The 19,674-nt window shown below is 62.9% G+C and carries 14 protein-coding genes, 1 pseudogene and 1 riboswitch; of the genes and pseudogenes, 5 read left to right on the forward strand and 10 right to left on the reverse strand.

Going from position 1 to position 19,674, the window contains the following annotated elements:
• Window positions 1-15: 15 nt before the first annotated feature.
• Entirely contained in the window at window positions 16-1,209 is a 1,194-nt protein-coding gene (locus M1E05_RS02500; RefSeq protein WP_458112341.1) for a glutamate--cysteine ligase 2, read from the forward strand.
• A 169-nt stretch (window positions 1,210-1,378) separates the two neighbouring features.
• Here the strand turns inward: M1E05_RS02500 and M1E05_RS02505 are convergent, their stop codons facing one another.
• From M1E05_RS02505 to M1E05_RS02525, 5 genes are all read right to left on the reverse strand, one after another.
• Window positions 1,379-5,932, reverse strand: coding sequence for a DUF7927 domain-containing protein (locus tag M1E05_RS02505; RefSeq protein ID WP_461164335.1), 4,554 nt, complete (start codon window positions 5,930-5,932; stop codon window positions 1,379-1,381).
• Window positions 5,933-6,865: 933 nt separating this feature from the next.
• On the reverse strand, window positions 6,866-7,435 hold the full coding sequence (locus tag M1E05_RS02510; RefSeq protein WP_461164336.1) for a hypothetical protein: 570 nt from the start codon (window positions 7,433-7,435) through the stop codon (window positions 6,866-6,868).
• A gap of 162 nt (window positions 7,436-7,597) precedes the next feature.
• Entirely contained in the window at window positions 7,598-8,806 is a 1,209-nt protein-coding gene (locus tag M1E05_RS02515) for an O-succinylhomoserine sulfhydrylase (RefSeq protein WP_461164337.1), read from the reverse strand.
• On the reverse strand, window positions 8,807-9,217 hold the full coding sequence (locus tag M1E05_RS02520; RefSeq protein WP_461164338.1) for a rhodanese-like domain-containing protein: 411 nt from the start codon (window positions 9,215-9,217) through the stop codon (window positions 8,807-8,809).
• Window positions 9,214-9,537 (reverse strand): DUF1737 domain-containing protein, encoded by a 324-nt coding sequence (locus M1E05_RS02525; protein WP_458112336.1) that lies wholly within the window; start codon window positions 9,535-9,537, stop codon window positions 9,214-9,216. The genes M1E05_RS02520 and M1E05_RS02525 overlap by 4 nt, the downstream gene beginning before the upstream one ends.
• A 12-nt stretch (window positions 9,538-9,549) precedes the next feature.
• Window positions 9,550-9,663, reverse strand: a riboswitch (SAM riboswitch).
• 265 nt (window positions 9,664-9,928) lie between these two features.
• Between M1E05_RS02525 and M1E05_RS02530 the strand changes: the two genes are divergently transcribed.
• Entirely contained in the window at window positions 9,929-10,486 is a 558-nt protein-coding gene (locus M1E05_RS02530; protein ID WP_461164339.1) for a MarR family winged helix-turn-helix transcriptional regulator, read from the forward strand.
• Between the two features lie 39 nt (window positions 10,487-10,525).
• Here M1E05_RS02530 and M1E05_RS02535 read toward each other — a convergent pair whose 3' ends face one another.
• On the reverse strand, window positions 10,526-11,470 hold the full coding sequence (locus M1E05_RS02535) for an aminodeoxychorismate lyase (protein WP_458112334.1): 945 nt from the start codon (window positions 11,468-11,470) through the stop codon (window positions 10,526-10,528).
• Between the two features lie 93 nt (window positions 11,471-11,563).
• Here M1E05_RS02535 and cls point away from each other — a divergent pair, with 93 nt between their 5' ends.
• Window positions 11,564-13,039, forward strand: coding sequence for a cardiolipin synthase (gene cls, locus M1E05_RS02540; RefSeq protein WP_461165178.1), 1,476 nt, complete (start codon window positions 11,564-11,566; stop codon window positions 13,037-13,039).
• A 28-nt stretch (window positions 13,040-13,067) separates the two neighbouring features.
• Here cls and M1E05_RS02545 read toward each other — a convergent pair whose 3' ends face one another.
• Complete coding sequence (locus M1E05_RS02545) at window positions 13,068-15,218, reverse strand: chorismate-binding protein (RefSeq protein WP_461164340.1); 2,151 nt, start codon at window positions 15,216-15,218, stop codon at window positions 13,068-13,070.
• Window positions 15,215-15,772: a low molecular weight protein-tyrosine-phosphatase gene (locus M1E05_RS02550; RefSeq protein ID WP_458112332.1), complete on the reverse strand. Its 558-nt coding sequence runs from the start codon at window positions 15,770-15,772 to the stop codon at window positions 15,215-15,217. Before M1E05_RS02550 ends, M1E05_RS02545 begins: the two co-directional genes overlap by 4 nt.
• Before the next feature lie 80 nt (window positions 15,773-15,852).
• Here M1E05_RS02550 and M1E05_RS02555 point away from each other — a divergent pair.
• Window positions 15,853-16,551, forward strand: a pseudogene (locus M1E05_RS02555) (AMP-binding enzyme); the annotation flags it as partial.
• On the opposite strand, the gene M1E05_RS02560 reads toward M1E05_RS02555, so the two are convergent.
• Window positions 16,541-17,164, reverse strand: a complete 624-nt coding sequence (locus tag M1E05_RS02560; RefSeq protein WP_458112331.1) for a LysE family transporter — start codon at window positions 17,162-17,164, stop codon at window positions 16,541-16,543. The pseudogene M1E05_RS02555 and the gene M1E05_RS02560 overlap by 11 nt on opposite strands.
• 70 nt (window positions 17,165-17,234) lie before the next feature.
• Window positions 17,235-17,786, reverse strand: a complete 552-nt coding sequence (locus tag M1E05_RS02565) for a dihydrofolate reductase family protein (RefSeq protein ID WP_461164341.1) — start codon at window positions 17,784-17,786, stop codon at window positions 17,235-17,237.
• A gap of 277 nt (window positions 17,787-18,063) precedes the next feature.
• On the opposite strand from M1E05_RS02565, the gene M1E05_RS02570 reads away from it, so the two are divergent.
• Window positions 18,064-19,587: a SulP family inorganic anion transporter gene (locus M1E05_RS02570; RefSeq protein ID WP_461164342.1), complete on the forward strand. Its 1,524-nt coding sequence runs from the start codon at window positions 18,064-18,066 to the stop codon at window positions 19,585-19,587.
• The last annotated feature ends 87 nt before the right edge of the window (window positions 19,588-19,674 follow it).

Genomic DNA, 19,674 nt, shown 5'->3' on the forward strand with positions numbered 1-19,674 from the left:
ACGCACAATGGATCTATGCGGACCTTTGGCGTGGAGGAAGAACTGCTCATTGTGGACCCTGACACGGGGGAGCCGCTGGCGTTGGCCGACGCGCTGCTGGCCGTCCGGCCCCCCACTGCCGACGACGACGCCCCGGATTCTGAGGGCGACAGGGGACTGACTGCCGAGCTCAAGCTGGAGCAGATTGAAACCCAGACCCTGCCCTGCCGGGACCATACGGAGCTCCTCCAGCAGATCCGGGACGGCCGGGCCATGGCGGACCAGGCTGCCCGGCAGCACGGTGCGCGTGTGGCTGCACTCGCCACGTCGCCCATTGCCTCCATAACCCACACCACACCAGACCCGCGGTATGCGGCCATCAAGGAGCGTTTCGGCCTTACTCTGCACGAGCTGCTCACATGCGGTTTCCACGTCCATACCTTCATCGAATCCCCTGAGGAGGGTGTGGCCGTGCTGGACAGGATCCGGGACAAGCTGGCCATCCTTGTTGCCCTGAGTGCCAATTCGCCGTTCTGGAACGGAGTGGAGACCGGGTTTGAAAGCTACCGCACCCAAGCCTGGAACCGCTTGCCGACGTCGGGTCCTTCGGCGATCTTCGGCACCTTGCCCGTATACCGGCGTACCGTTGCCAGGCTCTTGGAAACAGGAGTGCTCCTTGACGAGGGGATGATCTACTTCGATGCCAGGCTGGCCCGGAACCATCCCACTGTAGAGGTGCGGGTGGCGGACGTGTGCCTCCGCGCGGAGGATGCGGCCCTTATCGCAGTGCTGGTCCGCGCCCTGGTCGAAACGGCAAGCCGGGAATGGCGGGACGACGTTGATCCGATCCCGGTTCCCACCGTCCTGCTGAGGACGGCATCCTGGCAGGCCAGCAACCGCGGGCTTCGCAGTGAGCTCCTCCATTTCGGCACCTTCACGCCTGCCCCCGCCGCCGACGTCGTGAACGCCCTGGTGGACTACCTCGAACCGGTTCTGCGGGAGCAGGGTGAGCTGGAACTGGTCCGGGCAGGAGTCATGCGGATCCTGTCTCATGGCACCGGTGCTGAGCAGCAGCGGCGCGCACGGGAAGAAGCGGGGTCGGGTGCGGCGCTCGACGGCGGCGGGCTGAGCGCCGTCGTCGCCCGCGCGGTGGAGGTCACCATGCGCGGAGCCGACGCGGTTCCGACGGGGGCCCAATTGCCCGTCCTCCAGCGCGTGAGGCGTGGCTGATCCGGCAGCGTGCGGTCCCGGGTCGGGGGCGATGCCGTACCGGGTAATAAACAAATGCAGGCTCCTGGGATATCAGGAGCCTGCACTTGTTTTTTACGGCTGGGTTTCACCAGTGCCGCTTTCGGTCACCGCCACCTCAGGGGGAAATGGCGGTGACCGAAGCTTTAGGTTAGGGGAGTGCCCCTTCCGTGGTTTGTGTGGCAATTGTTTGCCCTGCACGGCGCCGGCGGACGCTGACCATAACCAAGCCGGCGATCAGGAGCACCAGGGCTGCTCCGAGTCCGGTGAGGATGTTTGTTCCGGTGTTGGCCAGGGCGGCGGCCTGCGTGGTCACTTTGTGGGTGGTGGTGCAGTCCGGGTTCTGGTCCTGGGCCGGTACACACACGCCTCCGATGCCGGGGGTGACAATGTTGGTGAGTGTGCCGTCCCCGGATCCTACTGCGCCGGTGGTGACGGAGTAGGTGATGGTGACTACGTCCCCAACGGAGAGGTTCCCGTTCCAGGTCAGTTTGTCACTGGACCGGTCCACGTTGACGCTCCCGGCCGAGGCTGTGGCGTCGTTGTTGTAGGCGGCGTCGTCCAGGACCTTGGCCAGGTCATCGGTGGCGACGGCTGCGGTCACTGATCCGGGCCCGGTTTGGCGGACCTGGACGGTGTAGGTGACCTTGTTCCCCTCGACCACGTTGGAACCGTTATCGGGGTCCGAGGTCTTGGAGACGGTGTAGCCGCCCTGGAGGTGGGTGGTGGTGCAGTCCGGGTTCTCATCCTCGGCCGGAACGCATTCTCCTCCGGGTCCGGGGGTAACCACGTTTGTCAGGGTTCCGTCGCCGGCGCCGAAAGTGCCGGTGGTGACGGAGTACGTGATGGTGACTACGTCCCCGACCGCCAGGTCCCCGGTCCAGGTCAGTTTGTTGCTGGCCTGGTCCACCGTGACGTTCCCGGCCGAGGCCGTGGCGTCGTTGTTGTAGGCGGCGTCGTCCAGGACCTTGGACAGGTTATCGGTGGCGAGAGCACCAGGTACGGTTGCCGGCCCGGCCTGACGGACCTGGACGGTGTAGGTGATCTTGTTGCCCTCGGCGACGGAGGAGCCGTTGGCCGGATCCGAAGTCTTGGAGACCGTGAAGCCGCCCTTGAGGTGTGTGGTGGTGCATGCGGTGGTCTGGCCTTCGGCCGGGACACATTCGCCTCCGGTGCCGGGGGTGACAACGTTGAGTAGTTCGCCGTCGCCGCCGTCCAGCGGTCCTGTCACCGTGACTGAGTACGTCAGGGTGATGGTCTGTCCGGGCATGATCTGTCCGGCTGACCAGGAGAGGGTGTCGCCGGTGACAGTGGCGGTACCGCTGTCCGGTTCGACCACGGTGACGTCGCCGTTGTAGTCGGCGTCATCCAGAACCCCGGCCAGGCTGTCTGAAATTGACGGGTTCGGATAGGGTGCGGCGCTGGTTGCCGGTTCGGTGATGGTGACCGTGTAACGGATCACGTCGCCTGGTTTGACGTTCGTACCGGATGAGGGATCAGCGGTCTTCACCACGGTGTAGGGTTCCGGGACGAGGAAACCTGCGGGGTCTGTCGGCTCCAGGGGTGGCCCGTCCGGTGGGGTGACCGAGGCTGTAGCGGTGTTGATGGTGGTACCGACTGCTGCTGTCATAGCGCAGTTCACTGTGGCTGAGGCGCCTACGGCGATGCTGGGAATGGTGGTGCCGCAGTCCGGGATCAGTGAATCGGAGACAAGGACGTTGGTGAGCTCACCGCTGCCCTTGTTGGTGGCAATGATCCGGAACGGAACAGTATCTCCGACCAGGTACTGCGGGTAGTCAGCGGTGGCGTTCGCGTCCCTCCAGTCCGCGTCGTTGGCCGGGTCCCCGCCCTTGACGAGGACGTACTTTTTCAGGTCCATGGCGTAGCAGTCACCGATAACGGCTGTTGCTGAGGAGAGCATCGGCAGCATGGTGTGCCCGGCGATGGAGTTGGCTGTGTTGACCAGGACCTGGCCGGGCTTGTTGTCCCCGGCGGCCGGGGCAACACAATCCGTCCCTGCCGGGGTGGCGAAATTAATCGAGATCCGCTGGGACGCACCGGGTTCCAGGGCCGGGCCGATAATCCTGACCGCGGTGGGGTTCGGAACAGCGGTGGTGGACCAGTTCACGGAGTTGCCCGTGACGGAGCCGGGGGCGTCGCCGTTGGAACCATCCCTGGGGTCATTGCTCAGGTCACCGGAAGGCCACGTCGTGTAGTAGACGGTGGAACCGGCCGGGGCGTCCACTCCGGTGATGGTGTAGGTTCCGTCGATGTTCGTCCCGCCGGCGTCGCCGGCCACGGGCAGGATGTCGATGGTGTCCGTGAACGGGTTCACGACAGGGTCCTGGGAATTGACGATCAGTTCCCACGAGGAGGTATCCCCGTAGAAGGAGAGCACGTTATCGGCCGCGGACTTCCCCAGTGTGGTGGCCGAGGAGTTCGGGACCGTCACCGTCGCCGACGCTGACCGGGCACCGACCGGGCGCTGGTCACCTGGAACGCTGATCACGGCTGTGTTTGTCAGTTTGCTGCCCGGAACCGGGGTTCCGTCCTCCGGGACCTGGGCCTGGTAGCTGATGGTCTGGTCCACGTTGGCAGGGACATTGGTGAAGTCCCAGGTAATGGTCCGCCCGTCAAGGGAAACCGATGACGGCGCAGGGCTTGCCGAGCCTTGGACGTACACCATGCCCTCGGGAAGGGTGTCCACTACCGGGAACGAGACAGGCGGGGGGCTGGTGACGAGGTTATCCGCCCTGGCCGTGATCGTGTACGGGATCGGCACACCAGGCTGGGCCGTTGTCTCCGTGGTCGCCTTCGTGATCACACCCTGCGGGCCCTGGAGCCGGAAAGCATCCCCGGAGCCATTCATGTTCGGCCCGAAAGTGCTGCCCGGCAGATCAATACCACCGGGGGCGCTGCTGACGTTGTGCCAGCCGTTCAGAGACGGATACTCCGGGTAAGCGCCCGGCGTCGGGTGGTTGAACGCTCCGACAGTCCAGCCTTCACCGCTGGTGGGCGCGTCAGGGGAAATGTAACCAAAGGCACGGAGGAATGTGTGCGGTGAACGGTCCACAGCCGGGTCCCAGGTCATCTTCACACCGGTCACGCCCGCTGGAAGAGTCATCAGGCTATCGGTCGTGACCCGAGGGTCAGTCAGTGAGGTGCCCGCAGCCGGGGAAATCTCGGTCCACATGCCACTCGGTGCAGTCTGGCCGCAGGTTTCGGTCTTGGGGTTAATGGCAGCGGTGGTGTAGAAGTACCGCGCCGTCGGGTAGTTGATGTACGAGTTAACACCACCGATAAGACCGTCCCAGCCTCCGCCGTCCACATGGGTCGGAATGAAGGCCGGGTTCTGGTTCATCGTGCAAATGCCGGCCATCTGAGCACCGCCGGGGCCCGTATAGGACTCCCAAACGGTGCTGTTGGCCTGCATATACATCCGCAAGTCGACGTCCTCGCCAGCGTTGGATGCTGCCACCAATTCGTCATACGTGTCCATGCCGGGGATCGGCAGGGGCATGTCCTGGCTGGTGCCGGGGCTGACCCAAAGGTTCGCGTCCCAGGGGGTGCGGGAATAGGTAGGTGTTCCGATCCAGTGGTTGCTGAAGCCGCCCGGTGGCGGGAGGGTGGCGGAGGAGACGTTGTTGGTCTGGGGGTCGGGGGAGGTCACCCCGTCAGTGAACGTAAAGGCAGGGGAACCGGCCGCGCTGAACGTGTAGGTGGTGAGCACAGTGACAGGCGTAGGGATACTGAATTCGATCGTGCCCGAAGCGATGTAAGCGCCGCTTCCCGGCAACGGCGATCCCATGCTGTCATTGACCGGGGTGTTGACCAGGGTGTAGGTCAGGTCTGAGACAGTGACGGAGTAGTTGGCACCCGAACCGGTGACTGCGCAGGTGGGGAAGTTGGTTCTGTCGGTCTGTGCGGGGTCCGAGTAGGGTTGGCCCGTTGACCTTGAGCGAGCACCGACGGGGACGCAGTTTTCAAACTGGAAGCCCGTCATGGCACCGGCAACCGAGCCCGTGACGTTGACGGGGAAAGTGTAGGAGGCGGGGCCGGGACGGCTCCCGGCGTCAAGGATCAGCGAGTAGTTCATCTTGATGAACGTGCGGTTGCCTCCGGAGCGGCTTTCCTGAATGCCTCCCTGGTACCCTTGGCCGGGCGCTGAGACGAGGGAGAGGTCCATCCCGTGGGAGTAGGTGATCGGCAGCGGTGCCGGGCTTGCCGGTCCTGCCGGAGCAATTGCCTCATCCGAAGTCGCGGTGCCGGATGCGGTCAGATTGCCGCCGTTTTCTCCGGAAACCCGGATGGGCGCCTGGATGACGGTGGACGTTCCCTCAACGATGGTCCCTATGTTGCAGACGAGGGTTGTGCCGTCAGCGGAGATCGAGGAAACAGGATCGACATCGGTCTTCTTGCATACGGCGGGCATGCTTGTGAAGACTCCGTTGCCGGCCGTCAGGGTGGCCCGGACGTTGTCTACGGGCTCGTTGAGTTGAGGTGCATCGGCGTCGTTGGTGTTGACATGAAATTCGGCGACGCGGGTGGACGCGAAGGGGGCGTCGGTAGGAGCCGGATCGCCGGCCCAGTTAGCAGTGATCTCGTGAATGGAGCCAGGGGCTGCCCAGGCTGCGGGAAGAGTTCCCATGATAAGTGCTGCCAGCAGTGCGAACGCGACAGTGAAAGACAGAGTCTTTCGCGCCATGCTCCCGTCGATGCTCCTAAGGGGAGTCCGGGAACCAACACCCTCCCAGAGGTTCCTTGGACCTTTCCCGAGACTTGGGCTCTGACGTAAATAGTTCAACTGAGTACCACCTGACGGTTGGATCAGGGCACAGATTCGACCCCAATGTAGCTTTGGGTCGCGTCATTTACAGCTGATGGCTCTGTAATTTGCTTCCCCCCAAGCTAAATATTAGATGCAACTGTCGGCTTGTCAATTACTGGATAAGTACATTACAAGGCCGTCAATAAAGGTCAGCATGCTTGCCAATAGAAACTAATACGGATGACCGGTTTAAACGCTCACATGTCCGGACATGGATCAACGATCCGGCATCAGTACCCCTAGATGACGCGGAAGCTGGCGCATCGCTCATCGGTTTCACGCTTGGTAAACCCTCACGAGGTCGTCAACTAATCGGAGGCCTATCGTCTTCTATCAACCAAAAGTAAAGACACGCCGCCCTTCGTACCTTTAATTTTGAAATGTTTATCAAAGCCCGCAAACAATTCTGCTTGGAATCCATGTTTAGTAAATGAACCGGCTAGCTGTTACTACATTTTGCGCGGCGCAACAAAGTAGCAACATCACGTTCAACGTCGCTGCTTCAGGATTTTTTGCTTCCTACAGCTGTTAACGGGCGGGATGACAGATCGTGACGGCATTCCGGCAAGCCCGGAAAAGGCCAATGCCAGGGAGGTCTCGACGACAACGTCTCAACCCCCATCACCCAGAACGGGTCCCAGAGCCAGAGTCGCTTACGCCACGCTGAGCGCAGCTGTTATACATTCCCAGCTCATTCCCCCACAATCCGATGCGGTTTCATGAAACGAGCGTAGTGGGGCAGAACAGATGCAGGCCCTGAAGTCAGGAGCCTGCATCTGTTGCTGGTTCTCTTTGCAGCGGGCGAAGCTGTCAACGCAGCCAGCGTAGCGACGGGTTCTTGATGAGGGCGGACCACTGCTGGCCCAGGCCCCAGGTGTCCCCGGCGCGCGCTGCGGCCAGGGCTATGATGACCGCGGCGTACACAACGTGTTCGTCAATGAGGGGATTGTTCTGGAGCGGCAGGGATGACAGCCACATCAGGCCAAGAAGAAGGGTCCCGCCGGCCGCCGCGGTGCGGAGTGCTATCCCCAGAACCAGTGCGGTTCCCGGGCCCAGGAGTCCGAGCATAAAGAGCCAATCCACGACAGGCGAACCGGCCAGGGCCTGGAATATTCCGGAGAACGAACCCTTTAAGCTGCCGAGGTAGCCCGCAGTGGGCGAGCCACCGGCGATCCAGGCCTTCCCGGACGAAGTGGCAAAGCCGAGCCCGAAAGCCTTGTCCAGGAATGCCCAAAGAAAAACACTTCCAAGCACGATCCTGACGACTGCGAGGGGGCGGGCAGCTGCGGGCGCCAGTGGTGCGCTGCTGGCTGCTGGCTCCTGTGAGGCTGTGGCCGAGGTGCGTTGCTCTTCGGCTGCAATGTTTTGTCCGGTCTGCATTGGTTCTCCCTTTATCGAACGATCTGAGTATCGCTGAACACCGAATGCCCTTCGTGCTGACGGCCAGGAACTGCAGCACCTGCGTGGGGAGGGCGGCAGGTTTTGAAGCCGGGAAACAAACCAACACAAGCGGCGGCCGGTACCGCCACCATAGCTATGGCCTCAGACCTGCTTGAGTGCCTGCTCCAGGTCGCCGATGAGGTCGTCTGCATCTTCCAGCCCCACAGAAAGCCGCACCACGCCGTCCGTCAATCCGATGGCAGCCCGGCCTTCCGGTCCCATCGCGCGGTGGGTTGTGGTGGCAGGGTGCGTGATGAGGGATTTGGAATCGCCGAGGTTGTTGGAGATGTCGATGATTCCCAGGGCGTCAAGGAGGGCAAACGCCGCGTCCTTGGCGGTGCGCCCCGCCGAGGGGTTCAGCTCCAGGGTCAGCACCGTTCCGCCGGCCTTCATCTGCTTGGCCGCGAGCTCGTACTGTGCGTGCGACTTCAGCAGCGGGTACTTGACCCAGCTGACGCCCGGCTGCTGCTCCAGCCATTCGGCGAGGCGAAGCGCTGAGGCGGAGGAGTGGTTGACGCGCAGCGCCATGGTTTCAAGGCCCTTGGTCAGCACCCAGGCGTTGAAGGAGGACAGCGAAGGGCCGGTGTGCCGCATGAGCTGCTTCACGGGGCCGTCGATGAATTCCTTGGTTCCCATGATGGCGCCGCCCAGTACCCTGCCCTGGCCGTCAATGTGCTTGGTGCCGGAGTAAACTATGACATCCGCGCCGAGGTCTCCACAGCGCTGCAGCAGGGGAGTGGCAAATACGTTGTCGACGACGACGGTTGCGCCCGCGGCGTGCGCCAGTTCGCTGACGGCCGCGATGTCCACAATTTCCTGCATGGGATTGGAGGGTGATTCAAAGAAAACGGCGGTGGTGGGCACGGACAATGCCTCACGCCACTGCTCCAGGTCCGGGCCGTCGACGAAGACAGTCTCTACGCCCCAGCGCGGCAGGATCTCGTTGAGGATCACAAAGCAGGAACCAAACAGCGAGCGGGCCGCCACCACCCTGTCACCTGCAGCCAGGAGCGCGCCGAGCGCTGTGAAGACTGCGGACATGCCGGACGCCGTCGCAAAGCATGCTTCGGTTCCTTCCAACAGCCGCAGGCGTTCCTGGAAGGTTGCCACGGACGGATTGCCGTAGCGCGAGTAGACGAAGCGTTCGTCCTCACCAGTGAAGGCGCGCTCGGCTGCAGCCGCAGACTCGTAGACGAAGCCGGAATTGAGGAAAACCGGCTCAGCAGTCTCCTGGAAGTTGGTACGGTCGAGCCCGCCGCGAACAGCCTGGGTGTCAGGGCTCCAGCCAGCGGCGTCAGGGTTGAAGGTCACTTAGTTCTTTCCAAGGTTGGTGGGAAGGCCGCGGTTCTTCCAGCCGTTGACGGTGCGCTCGCCGTAGCGGTCGGGCTCGCCTTCGAACCCTTCCAGGATGTTGTACGAGGTGTAGCCCGCTTGCGTGGCGGCGATGGCTGCCGAGATGGAGCGCTGGCCGGAGCGACAAAGGAAAACGAGCTCGACGCCGGCATCTTCCGGGGCCTGCTGCTTGAGTTGGTCGATGAAATCCGGGTTCGGCACTCCGCCGGGGAAGGACCAGGAAATGAACAGAGGATCGTTCTCCGTCGCTTTGGTCTCGGGGATGCCGATGTGGGCCCATTCGCCCTCGGTGCGGACGTCCACAAGGATGGCACCGGCTTCGAGTTTGGCCCAGGCGTCTTCAGGTGTGAGGTCTCCTGCGTAGCTCATGCGTGCCCCTCAAATGCGTCTTGGGCGTCGTCGTCAGCGGTTTCGTCGGCTTCAAGACGGTCAACAGCGGTGGCAACTGCGGCATCGGCGCTGGCTATGGCCGTGGGGAGCACGAGTGCTTGCGCCACGATGACGTTGATGCCGTTGTAGGTGGCGGCCGGGCTTCCGTGCAGCACGTAGCCCTCGCCCAGGGCAGTGGAGATCCGCTCGCAGAAGCTGCGGTCATCCGGGCCGGTAATCAGCCGGTAGGTCAGTTTTTCTTCCGAAGCGGCAGCTTGGGCGCTGGGGGCCGGAATGGTTTGGGCAGGTGCGTCAGACACGAGGGTCTCCTTCTCTCACGCTTGCAGCTCGATGGGGTCGAATGCCGAGTATTCACCTGAGGCACCCCGCCGTGGGAGGAGGGTTGCCGACCGGCAAGTCAGGGCTTGGCGCCGGTTCTCATTACTCCTCAAAAAAGTAACACTTACGACGGCGGCCTGCACCGCCGTCGTCGTCATGTTCCGTAACGGGTGGACATGTCCACCACTGCCATTTTGGATCCCAGGAAATTTCGGCGTAGACGCAAGGGGTTGACCGGGGTCGGCTGCAAAGAGTTGATAAGCATACTTGCCATAGGGATAGTAAGCATGCTTATGGTAGAGCGTTGGATGGTATGCGCTGAGGGTTCTGCCCATGGCAGCAAGAATCGCAACCAGGAGGAGGGCTGGACGGATGATTCGGAATCAGGACGCCAATACCTGGAGCACGCATCAGCTGCTGTCTATGGCGGCACGGCTCGTCGAACGACGGCAGGACCGTGCGCTGGCAGCCTTAGGGCTTACCCACGCGGCAGTCATAGCTCTCCAGTGCCTCGACGGCGGCCCACTGAATCAGGAAAGGCTGGCAGCTCAAATCAAAGTGCAGAGCCAAAGCCTGGGCAAAGTGCTGGCGCGGCTTGAAGCGAGCGGCCTGGTGACACGCTCCCGCAGCCCCGTGGACCGCCGCAGCATAGATGTAGCCATTACCGAAGCCGGACGCAGGGCGCTGGACGCCGCGCGGCAGGCCGAACGGGACGCCCTTCCTCCTGGCATTTCGCGCCGCCGGTCCCTTCACGATGAACTGGCCCGTGTCATTGATTTTTTTCCGGACCGGCCGGGCCCGATTCCGGACATACGGACTGGACCCCAGGCCTTAGCGGAAGTACGCCGCGAGCCCCCAGCGAAGACCCATCAAGAGCCGGTCTCCGAGGACTCCAAGGAGCAGGACGAGCCGCCACAAGGTCCTTCCTGACGACACTTCTCCGTCGCCGGACCTTGCCTTGGACAGGCCCTATTCAGTCCCCGCGAAAAGCTCGCTGAGTTCCGCCGTGAGTTGTTTGCGGAGCGCCGGGGTCCCGATTTCCTTGCCGTCAATGTGGTTGACCGGCGCCAGGAGGCGGATGCTGGAAATCAGCCAGACGGCGTCGGCATCCAGCAGGTCCTGCGGTTCCAGCGGGCCATAGCCCAGCTCCCAGCCCGCAGTCTTGGCGGCCGTGAAAAGCGCGCCCTGGGAAGTGCCCGGGAGGATCCCGCTGTCCAGTTGGGGCGTGACAAGCCGCTTGACTGTGCGACTGACGCCGCCGTCGTCGTCGATCGTTTGAATCTGGGCGAGCAGCACGGTGGAGGTGGGACCCTCCAAGACCCGGCCGTCAGCTGATGTAAAGATGACGTCGTCGGCGCCCTGCCTGTGGGCGTACCGCAGGGCCGCCATATTGACGGCGTAGGACAGGGTCTTTGCTCCGAGGAGCAGCCATGGGGCACGCTCACCCGCTTCGCTGTCATAGCCCCGATCCAGCAGGATAACGTCCACGCCGGTTTCACGCTGACGACGGCCGGTGGCGGGCACTGGTGACACCTGGACCCAGCAGGTGGGACCGGACGAGCCTTCGACGCCACGTGTTACCAGGAGCTTCACCACTGCTTCCTCTTCCACCGGTTCAACGGCAGGATGCTTCGCGCGGTACTCCGTCAATGCCGTCGCGATGGCCAACCGCCACGTATCCTGGCCCGGGATGTGAAGGTCCAGGAGCCCGGCGGAGCTCTCCAGCCGGTTCAGGTGCGCCTGCAGCTTCCGGGGATGTCCCGCTACAGCGAGGAGGGACTCGAAGACGCCATCGCCGCGGGTGGCTCCCTGGTCCGTAGCCATCAGTTGCGGCTGTGAGGCGTCCGCAATCCGGCCGCTGGGGAACTCGGGATCAAGGAACACCAGCACCGTGGCGGGAGCAGCAGAAGTCATGCCTCCAGCTTAGTGGGGGCTGCTGCGGGATAGGCTGTGGACATTGCCCGCTCTGGAACAGGTCCGGCGGGCTGTGGACTATGGGGGTTCATTTTGCTGTGGCCGTTTCCGTTGGCTGGCACGTTGCCACCTTGGCTCATCTTGTTCCTGAGCCTGCTTGACCTGGTGATCCGCGTCCTGGCCGTTGGAATCATCCCCGGGAACCGTCGCCCCACGACGGCCATGGCCTGGCTGCTGGGTATCTTCTTTGTGCCTGTGCTGGGCCTCGTGCTTTTCCTGCTTTTTGGCAATTTCAGGCTTTCGCGCCGACGCAGGGCACAGCAGGAAGCGGTGAACAAGCGGATCCAGGCCGGCACATCGCAATTGGCCACCCTCGCGAGCCGGTATTCCGGCCCCGAGTGGGTCGGCTCAGCCGCGGAGCTCAACCGTAAACTTGGCTCGCTGCCCATGGTGGACGGCAACAGTGTGGAGCTGCTGCCAGGCTATCCGGACTCAATCAAGGCAATGACCGCAGCCGTGCGCCAGGCCAAGGTCTTCGTCAACGCCGAGTTCTACATCATGAGCACTGACCATGTGACCGAAGACCTCTTCGAGGCCCTGGTCGAAGCGGCGGAGCGGGGTGTTGAGGTCCGCGTCCTGTTCGACCATCTCGGCACCTTGCGCATCAACGGATACCGGAAGCTCATAAGACGGCTCAACGAGAGCAAGATCCAGTGGCGCCCCATGCTGCCGCTGCGTCCGGTCCACGGACAATGGCGGCGGCCGGATCTCCGCAACCACCGCAAAATCATGGTGATCGACGGCGAAGTGGCTTTCACCGGATCCCAGAACCTGATCGAGCCGTCATACAACAATCCCCGGCACCGCAAAGTCGGCCGCGAATGGGTAGAGCTGATGACGTGCCTGCGCGGCCCGATTGTCACCACACTGAACGTGGTGTTCGCCACGGACTGGCTGAGTGAAACAGACGATTCCCTGGAGGATCAGCTGGCCCACCCGCCGGAACTCTCACCCGGGACCGTGACCGCCCAGGTGGTGCCCAGCGGCCCGGGGTTCAGCACCGAAAACAACCTGCGGCTCTTCAACACCCTCATCTATTCCGCCCAGCACCGGATCTCTATCTGCAGCCCTTACTTCGTCCCCGACGACTCACTGCTGTATGCGGTGACCACAGCGGCGCAGCGGGGGGTCGCCGTCGAACTCTTCGTCTCCGAAAAGGGCGACCAGCTCCTGGTGCACCACGCCCAGAGGTCCTACTACCAGGCGCTGCTGGAAGCCGGCGTGCGCATCTATCTTTATAAAGCCCCGTTTGTGCTGCACGCCAAGCACTTCACCATTGACGACGAAGTGGCCGTCCTTGGCTCCAGCAACATGGACATGCGGTCCTTTTCACTGAACCTCGAAGTGTCTGTGATGCTCCTGGGGCAGGACATCGTCACCCGGATGCGGGCTGTTGAGGACACCTACCGGGACATCTCGCATGAACTCCTGCTCGATGACTGGATGCAGCGGCCCATGCTGGTCAAGTATGTGGACAACGTGGCGCGGCTAACGGCGACCCTGCAGTAGTCCCGGGCCTGCCTGCGTCCGGGGAGGCTTAGCCGGGGAACTGGGCCCCAAGCGTGGAAAGCACACCGTACGCCTTGGTCCGGATCTCCTCGTACTCCTCCTGCGGTGAGGAATCGGCCGTGATGGCACCGCCGACGCCGAGGCTGAGCTCGGCGCGGCCGTCGCCGCCGGTTGTGATCACCAGCGTTCGGATGGCGACGGCGAGATCGGTGGCGCCACTGAGGGAAAAGTACCCGATGGCACCGGAGTACACGCCGCGCGGTGCCTCTTCCAGCCGGTCGAGGATGGCCATGGTGCTGATTTTCGGAGCGCCCGTCATGGAGCCGGCGGGAAAGCACGCCGCAACCGCCTCGGCCCGGGAGGCCCCTGGCAGGAGTTGCGCGTCTATGGTGCTCACCAGTTGGTGGACCGTGGCGTAGCTCTCCACCACGCACAGGCGGCTCACTGTCACGCTGCCGGGCTCGGCAAAATGGCTGAGGTCGTTCCGCAACAGGTCCACAATCATGATGTTCTCGGCCCGGTCCTTTTGGGCCGATTCCAGATCGGCACGAAGGGCAGCGTCCTGATACGCATTTAATGAGCGGCCTCGCGTGCCCTTGATGGGTTCGGCCCGCATGCTGCCGGCGGAAGTGATCCTGAGGAAGCGCTCCGGTGAGGTGCTGGCCACTGAGAGGCTGCCGAAACGCAGGAGACTCCCGAAAGGGGCAGGATTCCTTTGCCGGAGCTGCACGTAACTTCGCCACGGATCCACTGCGGTCCCATGTGCGTGGAGGGCTGTTGTCAGGCAGATTTCGTAGGAGTTGCCTTCAGCAATCTCGTGCTGGGCCACCCCTATCTTATGTTTGTAATCCGCCTCAGTGTCCCGGGCAGTGAATTCCGGGCCGCCTGCGCCTGGTTCTTTGGAAAGTTCGACGGCGTGGACACCTGCGTCAGCACCGTCACCTGCGGCAGCGCTCCCCGCGGCCCCCGAGGCAAGCGCGACGGCGTGCGCCGCATTTGACACCCATTCCGCGGCGTCGGGCGCTTCAAGGGCGAACAGCCAGACGGAACCCTCCCGGTGGTCCAGGACCACAGCACGTCCGGCGAAGATCAAGGCGGAATCCGGTGTGGGGGATGGGACGTCACTTCCGCCGGTCTCGCGCTTCAGTTCATAGCCCAGATAGCCCAGCCAGCCGAGAGTGAATTCACCGCCGAAGCCCTCGGGAGCGGGAACGATGCTGCTTCCCCAGGCCGCATCCAGCCAGCGGAAGAAGGGGCCCTCGATCCTCGCCGTGGCGCAGCCTGTGCCTACCGTTGTGATCCCGCTGTGGTGCATGGCCAACTGGCCGTGGCTGCCGCCGTCGTCGGCCAGAATACTGAACCGCCTGCGCTCCGCCGCCGGGGAGACTGGACGCTCCGCCGCCGGCGAGAGGCCGGCCGCAGGCGAGACCCCGGCGGCGTCTGCGGAAAGACCGGTATCCCGCGCAAGATCCGGGCCGTCCGAAGAGTCCAGCCACACGGCATTGGTCGAGGCTCCGTACAGCGTTTCGTAGAGGGCAGGGGCGTCGGGCTCTGCGTCTATCCGTTGCGCTCGCAGCTTCAGGCCGCGGCGGGCTGAGAGCTCGGGCGACAGCACACCGGAGCAGGACGGCAGGTACTGAAGAGCCCGCAGGACGTCCCCCGGGGCGTTGCCGTCTGCCCGGTTGAGCACGCGCACGTCAACGTTGTCCAGCACCGCATCCGCGGCCAGCCACTCGACTTCCTGCGCCGCCCAGAGATCCCAGTACGGCTCATAAGTGCTTCCATCACGGGACAAGGCGCGTGCGCGGCGTTCGTCATCGGGGGCCTCTGCCCAGACCACTGCGTCCAAAAGGGGCCGGGCCGGGTCAGAGGCCGCTCCCACACCTTCGACGATCACAATTTCAGCGGGAAGCGTGACTCTGACGTCGCCGTCGTAGTGCTTTTCCCAATCCCACGTCACCCATTCGGCGGCCTGTCCGCTTCGCAAGGGGGCGAGCACGGTGGTGATGTAGCGTTCCACTCCGGCCGCGAGCCCGTTCCAGCCCGGATAGATGTCCTCGAGGTGGAAAAGGGAGACCTTGTGATGGGCGCGCAAACGCGCTGCCAGTTCGATGGCGATGGTTGTTTTGCCTGCTCCGGACCGCCCGTCGATGGCGATGATGACAGGTGCGGGGCTCATGGAATAGAGCGTACCTGCTGCTCCGGAGGGTCCTGGTGCTTCTGGAGCTGGAGCTGGGCCCTGACATGCTCAACAATTCCGGGCACAGAGGCCTGGATAAGTCGCCAGGTCTCTTCGAAATCGGATTGGCCTCCGTACCAGGGATCGTCAATGCCGTGGTCCAGATTGTCGCCGTCGGCCACCACCGGATCGAAGGAGCGCAGCATCCGGATCCGGGCGCGGGATTCCTCGTCTGGCGCCGCTTCCAGGAGCCAGCCGTAATGGTCGACGTCCAAGGCCAGGATGAGGTGGCGCTCAGCGAACCATTCCTGTTGCCATTTCCTTGCCCGATGCCCGCTTGAGTCGATCGAACGGGCTGCAAGAATCCGGGCAGCGCGGGGATCAACCGGACGGCCTGATTCATAGGCCGTCGTACCGGCGGAATCCACAACAACGACGTCGCTGAGACCGGCTGCTGCGAAGGCGTCTGCGAGCATCCGTTCAGCCATGGGGGATCGGCAGATGTTGCCGGTGCAAACCGCAATGATCCGGTAGGGGTTCGACGACGGGGACATGCAGCTAAGCATGCTGCAGCGTTTCCGCTTTGGCTAGCCCGCAAGGAAGGTCTGTGCAGATCGGTGCTGGGTTGCCTTTGACTTTGGCAAAGCTCACCTGCGGCGGGTCTGCAGTGCCCATGCGGATGCTAGAGGCTTATGAGGCGCGCGGCCTGCGGTTTTCCAACGGCTACGGCATGACCGAAACAGCACCCGGAACCACCACCCTTCCGGCGGACCGTTCCCGGGAGAAAGCCGGTTCTTCGGGCCTGCCGCATTTCTTCACTGACATCCGGATCGCTGACCTCATGGGAGTCGTGGTCCCCGCAGGTGAGGTGGGGGAGATCCAGATAAAAGGGCCCAACGTCATCCCCGGGTACTGGAACAGGCCGCAGGCAGCTGCCGAATGCTTTACCGACGGCGGCTGGTTCAGATCCGGCGACATGGGCTACAAGGACGAGGACGGATTCCTTTTCATCTCCGACAGGCTCAAGGACATGATCATTTCCGGCGGAGAGAACATCTACCCGGCGGAGGTGGAACAGGCCATCCTCGAGCTTGTCGCAGTTTCCAGCGTGGCAGTGATTGGTATCCCGGATCACAAGTGGGGCGAGGTGCCCAGGGCTGTGGTGGTGCTACGCGAGGACACGCACCTCAGCGAGGACGAGCTCAGGGAGCACCTTGAAGGCAGGCTGGCCCGCTATAAGATCCCGAAATCAGTGATCTTCGTGGACGATCTGCCGAGGACGGCGAGCGGAAAGATCCGCAAGGCCGCACTGCGTTCATCCTTTAGTGGATGAGCGCCAGCATCACGCCAACTGCAACGAACAGCACACCAAAAACCCGGTTCAGGATGGTCTGTCCGCGGGCATTTTGAGTGAAACGATGGAACCAGGCGGCGGCCGCGGCAAAGAAGAACCACATCACCACGACGTCGATCAGCACAATGGTTACGGCCAGCACCAGGTACTGCGGAACCAGGGGCTGTTCAGGTCGGATGAACTGCGGCATAAAAGCCAGGAAGAAGACGATCGCCTTCGGATTGAGCATGTTCACCCACAAGCCGCGCCGGAACATGGAGGCAGCGGGCTCGTTCCGGAGGGACTCGACGACGGTCTGGTCCAGGTCCGGCTTGTGCATAAACTGCCGGATTCCCAGGTAGACGAGGTAGGCGGCGCCTGCATACCGGATGACGTTGAACAGCAGCGGGGACCCGGACACCAGCACGCCCACGCCCAAGGCCACAAGCAGGATTTGAATGATCAGCGCAGCCTGCTGGCCCAAGATTCCCCAGATGGCACGCCGGAAGCCGGAGTTCAGCGAGTTGCTCATCGTGTTGATGGCCCCCGCACCGGGCGTCAGGCTGATGAGGACTCCGGTGCCCGCGAGCGCGAGCCACAGGGAAGGTTGCATCAGTCAAGTTTACTGGCCACCTCGCGGTAGACGGACTGGCCTACTTGGGGCGGTTGTCCTTGCCGTCCAGTCAGCTGGAACGGAGGCCGTAGCTCAGGATCATGTTGCCGTCGCTGGTCCGCTGCGAGTCCTGAAGTTCCAGCCTTGTGACGGGATCGCCTTCCTCGAAGAGGTGCTTGCCCGTTGCCGCGATCACGGGGTGGATCATCAGCGTCAGCGAGTCGAGCAAGCCGGCGAAAAGCAGTTGCCGCACTACGGAAATACTGCCGAACACGTTGATGTCGCCGCCTTCGGTTTCCTTCAGCTGCCGGACGAAGTCCTCCAGCGGCCCTTGGATCAGTTGAGAGTTCTCCCACTCCAGCCGGTCCGGAAGAGTGCTGGACGCCACAAACTTCGGCAGGGAATTGATGAAGCCGGCGAAATCCTGATCCTGGCTGGCGTTAGGCCAATAGCCCGCCCATTCCTCATAGCTCACCCTGCCCAGAATGCCTGCGTCTACGCTCTGCATCATGCTGTTCAGTCCTGCGCCCAGCTCATCATCGAAACTGTCGAACTGCCACAGGTTTGGGGACTGAGCAACGCCGTCGAGGGAGTAAAAAAGGCCGGCTGACAATTTGCGCATTGAGGTTCTCCCTGGAGGACTCGGTAGTGGATTGTTCTTGCACCCTATAGACGCTTCGGTGTAGGGGGAACCATTCGGGGAAGAAAATATCGGTCCATATGGCGGGGGCTGGATTGTAGCCCTCCCCTGGCGCTGGGTTAGCCTTTATAAGGCATGGGCGGATTCCGGAAGGCAGACTGCCCCTCTTCCCGTGCCCCGGTGCTGTGCCGCACCGCTCGATTCTTCAACAATTAGAGGGCGCTCCAGCGCTTCTTCAAGACCACGGATGGAGCCAGTCATGGCCGTTAGTACGGACCACACGGTCCTGGCCCTCACTCCCGAACAGCTTCAGTCCGTCCGGGGGACGCTTCTGTCCGCGCGCAGGCTCAAGACGGAAGTTCTGGGCGGGCTGGTGGTGGCCCTGGCCCTGATTCCGGAAGCAATCGCGTTTTCCATCATTGCAGGCGTTGATCCCCGGCTCGGCCTGTTCGCGTCGTTCACGATGGCCGTTACCATCGCTTTCGTCGGCGGCCGTCCCGCCATGATCTCCGCTGCCACCGGCGCCGTAGCCCTGGTGATTGCGCCCTTGGTCAAGTCCCACGGCGTCGATTACCTGATTGCAGCCGTCATCCTTGCCGGGATCTTCCAGATTGTCCTGGGGCTGTCCGGGGTGGCAAAACTGATGCGCTTCATCCCCCGGTCCGTGATGGTGGGATTCGTCAACTCCCTGGCCATCCTGATCTTTATGTCGCAGGTACCGGATCTGCTGGGCGTCCCGTGGCTGGTGTACCCCCTCGTTGCCCTTGGCCTCGTGATTGTCTTCGGGCTACCGAAACTGACCAGGGCGGTGCCGGCCCCGCTTGTTGCCATAGTGGTTCTGACGCTCATTGCGGTAGTAGCTTCGGTGGAGGTGCCCACTGTCGGGGACAAGGGTGCGTTGCCGGCATCCCTGCCGTCGCTGTTGATCCCGAATGTGCCCTTCAGCCTCGAGACCCTGCAGGTCATCTTCCCCTTCGCCCTCGCCATGGCTTTCGTTGGCCTGCTGGAATCGCTCATGACAGCCAAGCTCGTCGACGACGTCACGGACACCCGCTCACACAAGAGCCGCGAGGCGTGGGGACAGGGAGTCGCCAACATCGTTACCGGTTTCTTCGGGGGCATGGGCGGCTGCGCGATGATCGGCCAGACCATGATCAACGTCAAGGCTTCGGGCGCGCGGACCAGGATCTCGACCTTCCTGGCCGGTGTCTTCCTGCTCATCCTGGTGGTCGCCCTCGGTGACGTCGTAGCCGTGATCCCGATGGCCGCACTCGTAGCCGTGATGATCTTTGTTTCCTGGGCCACCTTCGACTGGCACAGCATCCACCCCCGGACGCTGAAGATGATGCCCCGGAGCGAAACCCTGGTCATGGTTGCCACTGTCATCGTCGTCGTCGCCACCCATAACCTGGCCATCGGCGTCGGCGTCGGAGTCCTGGTGGCCATGGTGCTGTTCGCCCGCCGAGTGGCCCACTTCGTCACCGTCGAGCGGACTGTCACCACCATCAACGGGCAGGAGACGGCGAGCTACGTTGTGGACGGCGAGCTCTTCTTCGCTTCCTCGAACGACCTCTATACCCAGTTCGAATACGCCCTGGATCCGGACCGCGTGATTATCGATATGCACGCCTCACACCTCTGGGATGCCTCTACCATCGCCACCCTGGACGCCATCACCGACAAGTACCACAAGCACGGCAAGGACGTGAAGATCATCGGCCTCAATGACGCCAGTACCCTCATGCGGGAACGACTCAAAGGAAAACTCGGTGCCGGAAACTAATCGAGGGCCGGTGACCTCCCCGGATACGCAGCCCGCAAAGGGTCCACACGGTTCTGCCAGGACCGAACGGTTCTTCGGTGCCCTGAC

This window comes from Arthrobacter sp. R4-81, from assembly GCF_054792365.1.